The organism is Streptomyces sp. NPDC110618, from assembly GCF_055657065.1.
In genome coordinates this window covers 148,933-161,707 of the sequence record NZ_JBVKBN010000011.1, presented here as the reverse complement: position 1 = coordinate 161,707, position 12,775 = coordinate 148,933, and the positions used below count along the sequence as shown (strand labels likewise).

Annotated in this window: 16 protein-coding genes; all 16 read right to left on the bottom strand. The window is 71.1% G+C overall.

Features of this window, described 5'->3' with window-relative positions; translation table 11 throughout:
• Window positions 1-69 precede the first annotated feature (69 nt).
• The 16 genes from whiG to ACZ7L7_RS20410 all read right to left on the bottom strand — a co-directional run bounded on the left by whiG (window position 70) and on the right by ACZ7L7_RS20410 (window position 12,687).
• Complete coding sequence (whiG, locus tag ACZ7L7_RS20485; protein ID WP_093719089.1) at window positions 70-912, bottom strand: RNA polymerase sigma factor WhiG; 843 nt, start codon at window positions 910-912, stop codon at window positions 70-72.
• 282 nt (window positions 913-1,194) lie between these two features.
• Window positions 1,195-2,343 carry a DNA-processing protein DprA gene (gene dprA, locus ACZ7L7_RS20480; RefSeq protein ID WP_285513670.1) on the bottom strand — a complete coding sequence of 383 codons (1,149 nt, stop codon included), beginning with the start codon at window positions 2,341-2,343 and terminating at the stop codon, window positions 1,195-1,197.
• Between the two features lie 223 nt (window positions 2,344-2,566).
• A complete protein-coding gene (locus ACZ7L7_RS20475; RefSeq protein WP_471592918.1) occupies window positions 2,567-4,192 on the bottom strand; it encodes a YifB family Mg chelatase-like AAA ATPase in 1,626 nt (541 codons plus the stop codon).
• Entirely contained in the window at window positions 4,192-4,554 is a 363-nt protein-coding gene (locus ACZ7L7_RS20470; RefSeq protein WP_285513668.1) for a YraN family protein, read from the bottom strand. Before ACZ7L7_RS20470 ends, ACZ7L7_RS20475 begins: the two co-directional genes overlap by 1 nt.
• Window positions 4,555-4,731: 177 nt before the next feature.
• Complete coding sequence (locus ACZ7L7_RS20465) at window positions 4,732-5,040, bottom strand: DUF2469 domain-containing protein (protein WP_003993268.1); 309 nt, start codon at window positions 5,038-5,040, stop codon at window positions 4,732-4,734.
• A 56-nt stretch (window positions 5,041-5,096) separates the two neighbouring features.
• The gene (locus ACZ7L7_RS20460) at window positions 5,097-5,603 is read right to left on the bottom strand and encodes an NUDIX hydrolase (protein WP_453604401.1); all 507 of its coding nucleotides are present in this window, start codon (window positions 5,601-5,603) and stop codon (window positions 5,097-5,099) included.
• Window positions 5,593-6,363, bottom strand: a complete 771-nt coding sequence (gene lepB / locus ACZ7L7_RS20455) for a signal peptidase I (protein WP_453604403.1) — start codon at window positions 6,361-6,363, stop codon at window positions 5,593-5,595. Before lepB (ACZ7L7_RS20455) ends, ACZ7L7_RS20460 begins: the two co-directional genes overlap by 11 nt.
• Before the next feature lie 51 nt (window positions 6,364-6,414).
• Window positions 6,415-7,368 (bottom strand): signal peptidase I, encoded by a 954-nt coding sequence (gene lepB / locus ACZ7L7_RS20450; RefSeq protein WP_285513666.1) that lies wholly within the window; start codon window positions 7,366-7,368, stop codon window positions 6,415-6,417.
• Window positions 7,259-8,344 carry a signal peptidase I gene (gene lepB, locus ACZ7L7_RS20445; protein WP_285513665.1) on the bottom strand — a complete coding sequence of 362 codons (1,086 nt, stop codon included), beginning with the start codon at window positions 8,342-8,344 and terminating at the stop codon, window positions 7,259-7,261. Before lepB (ACZ7L7_RS20445) ends, lepB (ACZ7L7_RS20450) begins: the two co-directional genes overlap by 110 nt.
• The gene (lepB, locus tag ACZ7L7_RS20440; protein ID WP_285513664.1) at window positions 8,337-9,053 is read right to left on the bottom strand and encodes a signal peptidase I; all 717 of its coding nucleotides are present in this window, start codon (window positions 9,051-9,053) and stop codon (window positions 8,337-8,339) included. The genes lepB (ACZ7L7_RS20445) and lepB (ACZ7L7_RS20440) overlap by 8 nt, the downstream gene beginning before the upstream one ends.
• A 45-nt stretch (window positions 9,054-9,098) precedes the next feature.
• Entirely contained in the window at window positions 9,099-9,449 is a 351-nt protein-coding gene (gene rplS / locus ACZ7L7_RS20435; RefSeq protein WP_093722139.1) for a 50S ribosomal protein L19, read from the bottom strand.
• Window positions 9,450-9,580: 131 nt separating this feature from the next.
• A complete protein-coding gene (gene trmD, locus ACZ7L7_RS20430) occupies window positions 9,581-10,414 on the bottom strand; it encodes a tRNA (guanosine(37)-N1)-methyltransferase TrmD (protein ID WP_285513663.1) in 834 nt (277 codons plus the stop codon).
• Entirely contained in the window at window positions 10,414-11,025 is a 612-nt protein-coding gene (gene rimM, locus ACZ7L7_RS20425) for a ribosome maturation factor RimM (protein ID WP_471431361.1), read from the bottom strand. Before rimM ends, trmD begins: the two co-directional genes overlap by 1 nt.
• An 88-nt stretch (window positions 11,026-11,113) precedes the next feature.
• Window positions 11,114-11,353 carry an RNA-binding protein gene (locus ACZ7L7_RS20420; RefSeq protein WP_003973401.1) on the bottom strand — a complete coding sequence of 80 codons (240 nt, stop codon included), beginning with the start codon at window positions 11,351-11,353 and terminating at the stop codon, window positions 11,114-11,116.
• Window positions 11,354-11,358: 5 nt separating this feature from the next.
• Entirely contained in the window at window positions 11,359-11,778 is a 420-nt protein-coding gene (gene rpsP / locus ACZ7L7_RS20415; protein WP_093722142.1) for a 30S ribosomal protein S16, read from the bottom strand.
• 312 nt (window positions 11,779-12,090) lie between these two features.
• Window positions 12,091-12,687, bottom strand: a complete 597-nt coding sequence (locus tag ACZ7L7_RS20410; RefSeq protein WP_093722143.1) for a hypothetical protein — start codon at window positions 12,685-12,687, stop codon at window positions 12,091-12,093.
• Window positions 12,688-12,775 lie beyond the last annotated feature (88 nt).

Sequence of the window (12,775 nt, the reverse complement as noted above, 5' to 3'; positions counted from 1 at the left end):
TTGGCACGTCGTCCACTGTACGGACGCACCGCGCGGTACGGGAGTAGCTCCCCAAGGTCCGCCGCCCGGTCAACGGCCGAAACTGGCCAGCTTCGCCCGGAGCTGCAGGACCGACTTGGTGTGGATCTGGCTGACCCGGCTCTCGGTCACGCCCAGCACGTTGCCGATCTCGGCGAGGGTGAGTCCTTCGTAGTAGTAGAGCGTGACGACGGTCTTCTCGCGCTCGGGGAGGGTGTTGATCGCCCGGGCGAGGAAGCGGCGCAGCTCCCGGTCCTCGGCCACCTCGACGGGGTTGTCCGCGGCGGTGTCCTCCAGCGTGTCCATGACGCTGAGTCCGTCGCCGCTCTCGCCGCCCACATGGAGCAGCTCCTCCAGCGCCACCACGTTGGCCAGCGACAACTGGCTGAAGACCGAGTGGAGTTCGTCCACCGCGATCCCCATCTCGGCGGCGACCTCCACCTCGGTCGGGGTGCGCCTGAGGCGTGCCTCCAGCGTCGCGTACGCCCGCTCCACGTTCCGGGCCTTGGTCCGCACCGAGCGCGGGATCCAGTCCAGGGCGCGCAGTTCGTCGATCATCGCGCCGCGGATCCGGGTGATCGCGTACGTCTCGAACTTGATCTCCCGGTCGATGTCGAACTTCTCGATGGCGTCGATCAGCCCGAAGACTCCCGAGGAGACGAAGTCGGCCTGCTCCACATTGGGCGGCAGGCCGACGCTCACCCGTCCCGCCACGTATTTCACGAGCGGCGAGTAGTGCAGGATCAGCTGCTCGCGCAGTCGCTCGTCCCCCGTCGCCTTGTACGACCGCCACAACTCGTCGAGCGTCGAGGGAGCGGGCGGCCGCACGCTGCCACCGTCGCGGGCGGCTGGGGGGATCGCCGCCCGGTCGGACCCGGAGGTGTGCTGGGGCATTCGTCGCCTTGTGCCGTTCTGCCGTGAAGTGCGGGTGCCTGGGTGAGCTGTCGGTCTGGTACGCGTCTGGTGCCGTGGTGCCGGTCTGCACCGGAATCCCCGTGAGCGTAGCGTGACTGGAGTGTTGCAGTGTGCGAAGTACAGGGCTCGGGGCGTGCGCAGATACGTTCCGCTGGACGTCCCCCCGAGGCATCCCGATCGCTCTGCGTGATCGGCCCCGGGTATCAACTCCGGGAATTCCCAAGGGCATCGCGGTTCCCCCGGACGGCCGAACACGCTCGGTCAGCATCGGCCTCGATCGTCACGGACCGGCATCACCGCCTGGCGTGTCAACTTCCAGCCGTCGCCGTGTCGTTCGACGTAACCAAGTGCTCGGAGTTCGTACAGCCGGGCGATGGCGTCGTCGCGGGTGGTCTGCGCGCCGCGGGCGATCTCGTCGGGCCGGGCCGCGCCCTGTGCAGGCAGTGCGTTCAGCACCCGGCGGGTGTCCGCGGCCAGCAGGTCCCGGGGCAGGACGGGCCCGCGCCGGTCGGGCGCCAGCTCCCCCATGTCCCCGACGAGTTCTACGACGTCGGCGGCGTCGCTGACCAGCACGGCGTCCCCGCGCAGCAGCTCGTGCACCCCGGCGGACAGCCCGCTGGTCACCGGCCCCGGTACACCTATCGTGTGCCGCCCCAGCCGCTGTGCCGCCCGTGCCGTGGCCAGCGAGCCGCTGCGGTGCGCGGCCTCGACCACGACGGTCCCCCTGGTCAGGGCGGCGATCACCCGGTTGCGGACGATGAATCTGCTGGGGGTGGGGTGGTCACCGGGCGGCAACTCCCCGATGACCAGCCCCTGTTCCGCGATTCGGGTGATCAGCTGGGTGTGCCCGCGCGGGTAGGGCCGGTCGACCCCGCAGGCCAGCACGGCGACGGTGGCCCCGCCGGCGGCGAGGGCGCCGCGGTGGGCGGCGCCGTCGATGCCGTAGGCACCCCCGGACACCACCACCCAGCCCCGCTCGGCGAGCCCCGCCGCGACCGTGGTCGCCGTGTGCGCCCCGTACTCCGTGCAGGCCCGCGCTCCCACGACCCCGACGGACCTGAGGGCCCACATCCGCAGGTTCGGGCTTCCGCGCACCCACAGCCCCAGCGGCCGGGCGTCCCCCAGGTCGTCCAGCTGCCGGGGCCACTCCCCGTCCCCCGGGCACACGAACCGCACCCCCGCCTCGCGGGCGTCCGCCAGGTCCCGCTCCGGATCGGCCTTCTCCGCCCGGGCCAGCAGCCCGGCCCAGCGCCGCTCGCTGATCCCCTCGAACCGGCGCCCCTTCCCCCGCAGCCGCCCGACGACCTCCCGCACCCCGGCCTCCCGCAGCCACCGCCCGGCCACCTCGTCCCCGGGTTCGAGCACCCGCGCGAGAAAGACCCGCTCGTGCAGCTCACCGCCGGGGCTCACGTCAAGGCCCCGATCGCCGTGGATGCCGCAGGGAGCACCCCGGAATACCGCAGCCGAGCCAACGCACCGCCCGCCGCACCGGGCTGACCGAACCCGCAGCCGGTCAGCCCGCCCCGCTCCACGGCGCCCTCGGCAATCCGCCCAGGGAAGTCCAGGCCCCGCTCCACGGCGCCCTCAGCCACCCGGAGCGGAACGACCCGGCCCCGCACCTCACCACTCCGCCTCACGTCAACGCCCCGATCGCCATGGGCACCCCGCGGGGCACCCCGGTGCGCAGTTGGAGCGCCAGGGCGACGTCCGTCGCGTCGGGGCGGTCGTGGCCGAGGAGGTCCGCGACCGTCCAGGCGACCCGCAGTACCCGGTCGAGTCCGCGGGCGGTCAGCACGCCCCGCTCCAGGTGGCGCTCGGCCTCGTCCATCGCACCGGGCGCGGCGTACCAACGGCTGCGCAGCTCCCGGCCCGGGATCTCGCTGTTGGTCCGCCACGGTGTGTCGGCCAGGCGGGCGGCGGCGCGTTCCCTGGCCCGCAGCACCCGGGCGGCCACGGTCGCCGTGGACTCGCCGCGGGCGCCGCGTTCGGTCAGTTCGGCGCGGGTGACCCGGTCGACCTCGACCCGCAGGTCGACCCGGTCGAGCAGCGGCCCGGAGAGCTTGGCCTGGTAACGGCGGATCGCGGCGGGCGGGCACTCGCACATGTCGTCGGTGCGGGAGAATCGGCCGCAGGGGCAGGGGTTGGCCGCGAGCACCATCAGGAACTTCGCCGGGAACCGGACGACGCCCACGCTGCGCGCGATCACCACGTGCCCGGACTCCAAGGGCTGCCGGAGCGCGTCCAGGGCATGGCTGCTGAACTCGGGGGTCTCGTCCAGGAACAACACGCCCCGATGGGAGAGCGAGACGGCACCGGGGCGGGCGACGCCGGGTCCGCCGCCGACCAGGGACTGCATGGTCGCCGAGTGGTGCGGGGCACAGTAGGGCGGGAGGTCGATCAGGGGCTTGCCCGGCGGGAGCAGTCCCGCCACCGAGTGCACCGCGGTGACCTCCAGGGACTCCTCCCTGACCAGCCGGGGCAGGATAGCGGGCAGCCGCTCGGCGAGCATGGTCTTCCCGGCACCGGGCGGGCCCTCCAGGAACAGGTGGTGGCCGCCCGCCGCGGCGACCTCCACGGCCGTGCGGGCCGAGTGCTGGCCCACGACATCGGCGAGGTCGTGTCCGCCGTCCTGCTGGGCCGCTCCGGTGCTGTGCATCGCCGCGGCCGCGCCGGTTCCGGGCACCCGCAGTCCGGCCAGCAGCGGATCGGGGCGGCCCGGCTCCTCGGGTGTCTCGTCGGGGACGGGTTCGTCGGCCAGTACGGCGATCAGCTGGCGCAGGCTGCGCACGCCCAGCACGGAGACCCCCGGCACGAGGGACGCCTCGGGGGCGGCGCACTCCGGCACGACGACCTGCTCGTACCCGGCGCTCGCCGCGGCGAGGACGGCCGGGAGGATGCCGCGGACGGGCCGCACCCGGCCGTCCAGGCCCAGCTCCCCGATCATCACGATGTCGGCGAGCACCCGCGGATCGATCCGCTCCGCCGCGCCCAGCACCGCACAGGCGACGGCGAGGTCGAAGCCGCTGCCGGCCTTGGGCACCGAGGCCGGGCTGAGCCCCACGGTCAGCTTGCGCTGCGGCCACTCGGCACCCGAGTTCACCACGGCGGCCCGGACCCGGTCCCGGCTCTCCGTGAGGCTCTTGTCCGGCAGCCCCACCAGGGTGAAGGCCGCGACGCCGGGTTCCAGGTCGGCCTGGACCTCGACGACCACGCCCTCCACACCGACCAGGGCGACCGAGCATGTACGGGCGAAACCCATCACGCCACCCCCCGCACATGCTCGACGAGGGGCGCGCCGCGCTCGGGGAGCAGGACGCCTACGACGTCGATGCGCACATCGCCGGGCGGGGCTCCGCCGTGCGTCTGGATCCAGCGTTCGGCCAGGTCGCGCAGGCGTCGCGCCTTCTCCGGGGTCACCGCGGCCATCGGGTGCTCGAACCGGTCGCCCCTGCGGGTCTTGACCTCGCAGACGACCAGCGCGGTCCCGTCCCGGGCCACGATGTCGATCTCGCCGGTCCGGCCGCAGCGCCAGTTGCGCTCCAGGACCGTCATCCCGGCCTCGGCCAGCCGGCGGGCGGCCAGCCCCTCTCCGTACTTGCCGAGTGCACTGCGTGCGTTCATGTCGGCACCACCTCCGGCACCGACGATCACGCACTCTCCGCCAAGAAAAGGATCTTGGTGGATCGCTCACTGCTTGTGGATAACTCCGTCACCCACTCGGGAATCCAGGACGCCCACTCGAAAACCCAGGGAGCCCGCTCGGGAACCCAGGACACCCAATCGGGACCCGAGACCGGCTCACCCGCTCGGAAGCTCCAGATCGCTCTTGTTCAGCTCCTCGATGTTCACGTCCTTGAACGTGAGTACGCGCACCTGCTTCACGAAGCGGGCCGGCCGGTACATGTCCCAGACCCAGGCATCCGCCATGGACACCTCGAAGAACACCTCGCCCTGGACCGAGTGCACCTGCATCTCGTAGTCGTTGGTCAGGTAGAAGCGCCGCTCGGTCTCGATCACGTATTTGAACAGGCCGACGACATCGCGGTACTCCCGGTAGAGCTTGAGCTCCATCTCGGTCTCGTACTTTTCGAGGTCCTCGGCGCTCATGGCATGTTCCCCTTCAGGCGTGCGATCCCACCATTGTGCGCCAGTCCCGCGAGCCCCTAGACGATTTCGGTGTCCAGGGTCACGGGCCCGGCCGGGGGACCTTCCGCGAGCAGCCTGCGCAGCAGCTCGGCGAGTCTGGTCGGATACACCGTCTCATGTGCCCGGGTCAGTTCCTGGCACGTCCACCAGCGCGCTCCGGCGACACTGCGCCGCTCCAGCTCGGTCAGCCCGGCGGCCGCGATCTCCGTCTGCGTCGTACGCGCCAGGTAGTACCACTCGTCCTGGTCCCAGCGCCGCCCGGCGAACGGGAAGGAGCACGTGCGCCGCCAGAGCACCGGGCCGAGGTCGACCTCGGTGATGCCGGTCTCCTCGGCGAGTTCCCGCAGAGCGGCCTCTTCACGAGTCTCGTCGCCCTCGACCCCGCCGCCCGGGGTGAACCACCAGTCGTCGGTCACGTCCTCCGGCTCGTGCCCGTGCAGCAGCAGGATCCGGTCCTCGGGGTCCAGCAGGACGACCCGGGCGACCTTGCGCACCCCGCCCGTGTCCAGGTTTTCAGCGGACACCCGCGGACTCCGTCCTGGCGCGGGAGCGGCGGCCCAGTACCTTCGCCACCGGGCCGTAGGCGCCACCGCCGAGCACCAGCACCGCGCCCACCACGATCAGCGTGACCATCGTGCGCAGCGGGCCCGGCGAGGAGAGCGCGCCCAGCTTCTCGAACCCGGTGGGGCGCTCCAGCATGCCGTCCATCGGCCAGACGACGGCGTCCACCCGGCCGGTGACCGTGTTCTGCGACACCGTGCCGCCCGCGGCGTCCGTCAGATGCGCGGTGGAGTCCAGCGAGCCCTGCCGCTCGTCACCGAGCAGGAACAGCCGCCCCTTGGGCACGTCCACCGTGGGGAAGTCGGTGATCTCGGCGAGGCTGCCCTCGGGCAGATACGGTTCGTCGATCTTCTTGCCGTTGACCGTGAGCTTGCCGTCCGTGCAGCAGGCGACGGTGTCCCCGCCCACGGCCACCACCCGCTTGACCACGGGCGAGTTCGCCCAGTTCGGGTCCTTGAAGACCACGACGTCCCCGCGGCGCACGTCCGCCCCGTCGATCCGCTCGGCCAGCACCCGCTGACCGGCGTCGATGGTCGGCGTCATGGAGCTGGTGGGCACGGTGTACGGCCGGTAGACCACCGCCGCCCAGGCGAAGCCGCCCAGGAACAGCAGCAGGCCCAGCGCGACCGCGACGCCGGACAGTCGCTGTCCTGCCTTGCTGCCCGCCGGGCCGTTGCCCCCGCCGCTCGGCGGGGCCGTACGTGTGGTGCTCTGACCGCTCATGGGTCCGCACCCTACCCGGGGGTAGGCCCCCGGGTCAGCCCTTGGCCGGGATCACTCCGCGCCCTGACGGGACCGCTGCCGACGCCACAGCACGAACGGCACCGCACCGACGAGGGCGAGGCCGGAGGGCGCGGCGACCGCCGCCTGCGCGCTGAGGTTCTGGTCGAAGGTGTCCGGCACCGGCAGGGTGTCCCAGCGGTTGATCGGCCAGGCGACGACGACGGCGCGCCCGACGACCTCATCGACCGGGACCATGCCCTTGTGGGCGTCCTGCTGGTTGTAGCGGGAGTCCCGGGAGTTCTGCCGGTGGTCGCCCATGACCCAGATGAAGCCCTCGGGGACCTTCACCTTGAACTGGCCGCCCTGGTCGTCATTGCTGCACGGCGTGTTGCCGGGGTAGATGTACGACGCCTCGTTCAGCGCCTTGCCGTTGACCTTCAGCGGACCGGTGCCCTTGCACTCGACCGTGTCACCGCCGACCCCGATGACCCGCTTGATCAGGTCCTTCTCCTCGGAGGACGGCATCAGGCCGATCCAGCTGAGGAAGGTCTGCAGGGCGTTGGGGTCCGGCGTGGGCTCGCCGGCCAGCCAGTTGTCCGGGTCGTGGAAGACGACGACCTCGCCGCGCTCGGGCTCGGAGCCGAACCAGGGGGTGAGCTTGTCGACCAGCACCCGGTCGCCCTGCTGGAGGGTGTTCTGCATCGAGTCGGACGGGATGGAGAACGCCTGCACCAGGAACGTCTTGATCAGCAGCGCCAGCACCAGCGCGATACCGATCAGGATGGGCAGCTCCTTCCAGAAGGAGCGCTGCTTCTTCGCCGTGGGGGTCGAGTCGCCCGGCCCCTGCCCGTCCGTGCGGTTCTGCTCCGCCGTGCCCTCGTCGGTCCGGCCGGATTCACTCCCGGAGGACCCGGCGCCGTCCGCGCCAGGGGCGGCCGCTTCCACGGGGCGTCCGTGGTCCTCGCCGTCCTGCCCGGATCGTGCGCCTACCGCCACATCCCCCACGCCAACTCCTTACTCTGTGCCGCTGCCTGCCCCAGAGTCGACGCAGGCCCACCACTCCCATAACGAGCGGGAGTTCCGCAGGGCTCGGGAGTCGGACGGTTCCGATCGAATCGTCCTGGGCAACCCTATGCGACAGCTCGGGAGCCGCGGTCGACCCGGGCACCGAGTCGGTGACGGATGCATAGGTTTTCGGTTCGTCCAGGGTGCCCCAGCGGCCGAAGGGCCAGGCGATGACCATGGCGCGGCCCACCACCTCGTCCTCGGAGACGGTGCCGCCGTTCTGGTCCTGGTGGGCGCGGGAGTCGGCGGAGTCGGCCCGGTGGTCGCCCATCACCCACAGGCGCCCCTCGGGCACCGTGATGTCGAACTGGGTCTGCGAGGGGGCGTTGCCGGGGAAGAGGTAGTCCTCCTGGAGAGGGACGCCGTTGACGGTGACCCGGCCCTGGGCGTCGCAGCATCTGACGCGGTCGCCGCCGACCCCGACGACCCGCTTGATGAGGTCCTTCTCGTCCTCGGAGGGCAGCAGACCGATGAAGGTGAGACCTTGCTTGATCTGCTTGATGACGACCGGGTCCTCCTTCTTGGGCGTGGTCTGCTCGTCCTGCAGCCAGCCGCCCGGGTCCTTGAAGACCACCACGTCCCCGCGCTGCGGCTTGGAACCGAACCACGGGGTGAGTTTGTCGACCAGCACCCGGTCGCCGATCTGGATCGTCTGCTCCATCGAGCCGGACGGGATGACGAACGCCTGGACGAGGAAGGTCTTCAGGACCAGCGCGATGAGCACCGCGACACCGACCAGGAGCGGGATCTCCTTGACCGCGCTGCGCCTGCGGCGGCGCTTGACCTTGCGCTGGAGCTTGCGGCGCTCCGCGCGGGTACGGCCCGCGCCCGGCGCGGAGGCGCGCCGGGAGCCGGTGGGCAGGAGGTTCTCGGCGGGGCTGGCGGCGACCCCGCGCGGCTTTCCGCGGTTACCCATGCGCACCGTCCGGCTCGGGCACGCGCGCGTAGGCGTCCGGGCGCTCCAGGCGCGTCCAGTGGTCGGTGGGCCACGCGATCCAGTCGGCGCGGCCGATGACGTCGTCGACGGGGATCATGCCGCCGCCCGGGGAGCCCAGGTGGTCGCGCGAGTCGCTGGAGGCGCCGCGGTGGTCGCCGAGGACGAAGAGGGTGCCGTCGGGTACGACGACGTCGAAGGACACGCTGGACGGTACGTCCCCGGGGTACAGGAACGCCGACTCGTCCACCGACCGGCCGTTCACCTGAATCCTCCCCTCTGTGTCACAGCAGACCACATGGTCTCCCCCCGTACCGACAACGCGTTTGATGTAGTCCCCGTCCCCGAAATACCCCGTTCCGTCGAAGACGACGACATCTCCGCGCCGGGGCTGGGCACCGAAACGGTACGCCAACTTATTTACGAGAACGCGGTCCCCGATCCTCAATCCACGCTCCATTGATCCGCTCGGGATCTGGAACGGCTGGACCACGAATTGGCTCAGGAGCAGCAGGAAGAGCAGGCACAGCAGCAGGGTGAGGGTGATCCGCCCGCCGGGCAGCCAGGCCGCGACCCGACCCACCAACGCGAAACGCGACCGTCCCTCCGGCCCCCGCGGTGCCGAGGCGTGCTCGGTTGCGGAAGGGTCGGAGGAGCGGTCGCGCTCCGTGTGCTGTGCTTCGGTGTCCATCGGGGCCAGATGCTATCCGGCCCCGGCGTGACGTACCGAAAACGCTCAGCTCTCGCGCTTCTCCTTGATCTTCGCGGCCTTGCCGCGCAGCTCACGGAGGTAGTAGAGCTTGGCGCGGCGCACGTCACCCTTGGTGACGAGCTCGATCTTCTCGACGATCGGGGTGTGCACCGGGAAGGTGCGCTCGACGCCGACCGAGAAGGAGACCTTGCGGACCGTGAAGGTCTCGCGGACACCGGCGCCCTGGCGACGGATCACCACGCCCTTGAACTGCTGCACACGGGAGCGGTTGCCCTCGATGACGCGGACGTGGACGTTGACGGTGTCGCCCGGACGGAAGGCCGGGATGTCGCTGCGCAGCGACGCGGCGTCGACGGAGTCGAGCAGGTGAGACATTTCGTCTGCTTTCTTCGCCCATGCCACAGGTCATAGGCGGGAGGAGGTTTCCAGAGGATGCCGTGCGTGTCGGGGCGGGCGTCGTGTCCCCCTGTGGCAGGGGCGCACGCCGGACAGCGCACAACAGCGACCTATTCTTCCACGGGGTCGAGCCGACGCCAAAATCGGCCGTACGGTTCGCCCTCGGGATCGGGTGCCCAGCCCAGGATGGAGAGCATCTCGCGGTCCTTCTTGTCGAAGGCCTTCGGGTCGCAGTGCTCGATCAGGTCGGGGCGGTGGGCGGTGGTGCGCCGCAGCGCCTCGTCGCGCCGCCAGCGGGCGATCTTGCCGTGGTGCCCGCTGAGCAGCACCTCGGGGATGCCCCTACCGCGCCACTCGGGCGGCTTGGTGTAGACGGGCCCCTCCAGCAGGTTGGCCATGGCGCCGGGCGCGAAGGAGTCGTCGCGGTGGGACTCGGCGTTGCCGAGGACGCCGGGCAGCAGCCGGGCCACGGCCTCCGTGATGACCAGGACGGCCGCCTCGCCGCCGGCCAGGACGTAGTCGCCGATGGAGACCTCGTAGACCGGCATCCGGGTGGCGTACTCGTCGATGACCCGCCGGTCGATGCCCTCGTAGCGGGCCGGGGTGAAGATCAGCCAGGGGCGCTCGGAGAGCTCCACGGCGAGTTCCTGGGTGAAGCAGCGTCCGCTCGGCGTCGGGACGATCAGCGCGGGTTCGTGGGAGCCCGTCTCGTAGCCGTCGGCGAGGACGGAGTCCAGCGCGTCGCCCCAGGGCTCGGTCTTCATGACCATGCCGGGCCCGCCGCCGTAGGGCGTGTCGTCGACGGTGTTGTGCCGGTCGTAGGTCCAGTCCCGCAGGTCGTGCACCTGGACGTCGATCCGGCCACGCGCGCGTGCCTTGCCCACCAGGGAGACATTCAGCGGTTCGAGGTACTCGGGGAAGATCGTGACGACGTCGAGGCGCATCAGGACTCGTCCCCGGACTCAGGCGCGGACTCGGCCTCCGGCACGGACGCGGTCTCCGGCGCGGACGAGGCCTCGGCATCCCGCGTGGAGGCGACCTCGGCCCGGTCGTCGATCAGTCCGGGCGGCGGGTCGATGACGGCCTTCTGCTCGGCGAGGTCGATCTCGGTGACGATCTCCTGCACGAACGGGATCATCACCTCGCTGCCGTCGGGCCGCTCCACGATGAACAGGTCCTGCGAGGGCAGGTGCGAGATCTCGGTGATCCGGCCGACCTCCGTGCCGTCCTTGGTGACCACGTCGAGGTCCATCAGCTGGTGGTCGTAGTACTCGTCCTCCTCCTCGGGCAGTTCGTCGGGGTCGACGTCGGCGATGAGGAGAGTGTTGCGCAGTGCCTCGGCGGCGGTGCGGTCGCGCACGCCCTCGAAGCGCAGCAGCAGCCTGCCGCTGTGCACCCGGCCGCTCTCGATGGTAAGGGGACCCACCGACGCGGGGTCGGTGGCCAGTACGGCGCCGGGGCCGAGCCTGAGTTCCGGCTCGTCGGTGCGTACCTCGACGGTGACCTCGCCCTTGATGCCGTGGGCGCGGCCGATCCGGGCGACTACGAGCTGCACTTTTCGAAGATCTCCTGTCGGACGTACGACTGCGGGCCGGGGACGGCACAGTGGCCCTCCCCGGCCCGAGCCGGTGTTGCGTTCGGCGTCAGCGGACGTGGTCCACGTCGACGAGGTCGACACGGACACCGCGGCCGCCGATGGCGCCCACGACGGTGCGCAGAGCGCGGGCGGTACGGCCGTTGCGGCCGATCACCTTGCCGAGGTCGTCGGGGTGGACCCGGACCTCCAGCACGCGTCCGCGGCGCAGGTTGCGCGAGGCCACCTGCACATCGTCAGGGTTGTCGACGATGCCCTTCACGAGGTGCTCAAGCGCCTCTTCGAGCATGCTGCTCAGGCCTCGGTCGACTCGGACTCGGCGGCCGCCTCGTCCTTCTTCTCAGCCTTCTTCTTCTGGGTGATGGCCTCACCCTTGCCCTCGTCGTCGCCCCCGAGGGACTCGAACGACGGGCGCGCCTTCTTCGGCTCGGCGACGAGCAGCGGAGCCGGGGCGGGCTCGCCCTTGAACTTCTGCCAGTCACCGGTCTTCTTCAGAATGGCGAGGACGGGCTCGGTCGGCTGCGCGCCGACACCCAGCCAGTACGCCACGCGCTCGGCGTCCACCTCGATGACCGACGGGTTGTAGGTCGGGTGGTACTTGCCGATCTCCTCGATCGCACGACCGTCACGACGGGTACGGGAGTCGGCGACGACGATGCGGTAGTGAGGCGAACGGATCTTGCCCAGACGCTTCAGCTTGATCTTGACTGCCACGGGAGTGGAATCTCCTGGATTTGACGTGGTTGGGCACGGCGAGAGAGCCGCGTGGGGTTGCGGTACCCGAGTGCCCGATGGACGCGTCAGCCGGAGGAGAGAGGGGTCCTGTGCGGCTGTCGAGTACAGCTAGCCATTGTGCCACACCCCGGGCACGGCCTCGGACCGAGGGGTGCGGCGGGCATGGCTGAGCGGCACCCGGCGTGGAGGTGACCGACGACGGGTGCGCGGCACAGCGCGTCGGGGTGCCGCGCTCACGACACCCCGGCGTCGCCCACCGCACCGGCAGCCACGAGTTGCCGGTACGACGGGTTACGCGGCGCCCGCGACCTCCGGGATCCGGAACGGCTTGCCGCAGCCGCCGCACACGATCGGGGCCTGGGCCAGGACCGAGGGGACGACGCGGACATTGCGGCCGCAGTCGCAGACCGCCTTGACGCGTACGCCGCCGCCGGACGAGCCGTGCCGGGCCGCGGGACCGCGGAAGGTGCGGGCGGTGTCCGCCGAGGTGGCCGCCGTGTGCGCCTTCAGGGCCCGCTGGAGGCGCTCGATCGTCGGCCGGTAGCGGCGCTTGGCCTCGGCGTTGAGCGTCACCAGCGAGAACCCGCTGCTGGGATGCGGCTCGTCGGGGTGGTCCAGGCCCAGCTCCTCGGCGATCGCGAGGAATCTGCGGTTGTGGTAGCGGCCGGCCCGGGAGGTGTCGCGCACTCCGCGGGCGGCGGCGATGCCGTGCACCGCCTCGTGGAGGAGGCGCTCGAAGGAGAGCTCGTGCCCGCACGCGGACGACGACTCCCCGATCAGGGACTCTGGCGCGGCAAGATCGGGCAGCTCGGGGTGGTGCCGCTGAATGTCGGCCCACGCCTGTGCCAGCTCTGCGGCGAGAACAGGTGGTGTCTGTGTCGTGCTCACGTAATGACAACGAGCCGGGGTGCCCGTGTGTTCCGATTCCGGGCCATCCCAAATAATTTGCACGTACCCGTCAGTTGGCACTGATGCG

What these genes read in the sequence shown, in the direction of transcription:
- whiG (WP_093719089.1), bottom strand. Translation starts at nt 912, where the DNA reads ATGCCCCAGCACACCTCCGGGTCCGACCGGGCGGCGATCCCCCCAGCC.
- ACZ7L7_RS20475 (WP_471592918.1), bottom strand. Translation starts at nt 4,192, where the DNA reads ATGGGTTTCGCCCGTACATGCTCGGTCGCCCTGGTCGGTGTGGAGGGC.
- ACZ7L7_RS20470 (WP_285513668.1), bottom strand. Translation starts at nt 4,554, where the DNA reads ATGAACGCACGCAGTGCACTCGGCAAGTACGGAGAGGGGCTGGCCGCC.
- ACZ7L7_RS20465 (WP_003993268.1), bottom strand. Translation starts at nt 5,040, where the DNA reads ATGAGCGCCGAGGACCTCGAAAAGTACGAGACCGAGATGGAGCTCAAG.
- lepB (WP_453604403.1), bottom strand. Translation starts at nt 6,363, where the DNA reads ATGAGCGGTCAGAGCACCACACGTACGGCCCCGCCGAGCGGCGGGGGC.
- lepB (WP_285513665.1), bottom strand. Translation starts at nt 8,344, where the DNA reads ATGGGTAACCGCGGAAAGCCGCGCGGGGTCGCCGCCAGCCCCGCCGAG.
- lepB (WP_285513664.1), bottom strand. Translation starts at nt 9,053, where the DNA reads ATGGACACCGAAGCACAGCACACGGAGCGCGACCGCTCCTCCGACCCT.
- rplS (WP_093722139.1), bottom strand. Translation starts at nt 9,449, where the DNA reads ATGTCTCACCTGCTCGACTCCGTCGACGCCGCGTCGCTGCGCAGCGAC.
- trmD (WP_285513663.1), bottom strand. Translation starts at nt 10,414, where the DNA reads ATGCGCCTCGACGTCGTCACGATCTTCCCCGAGTACCTCGAACCGCTG.
- ACZ7L7_RS20420 (WP_003973401.1), bottom strand. Translation starts at nt 11,353, where the DNA reads ATGCTCGAAGAGGCGCTTGAGCACCTCGTGAAGGGCATCGTCGACAAC.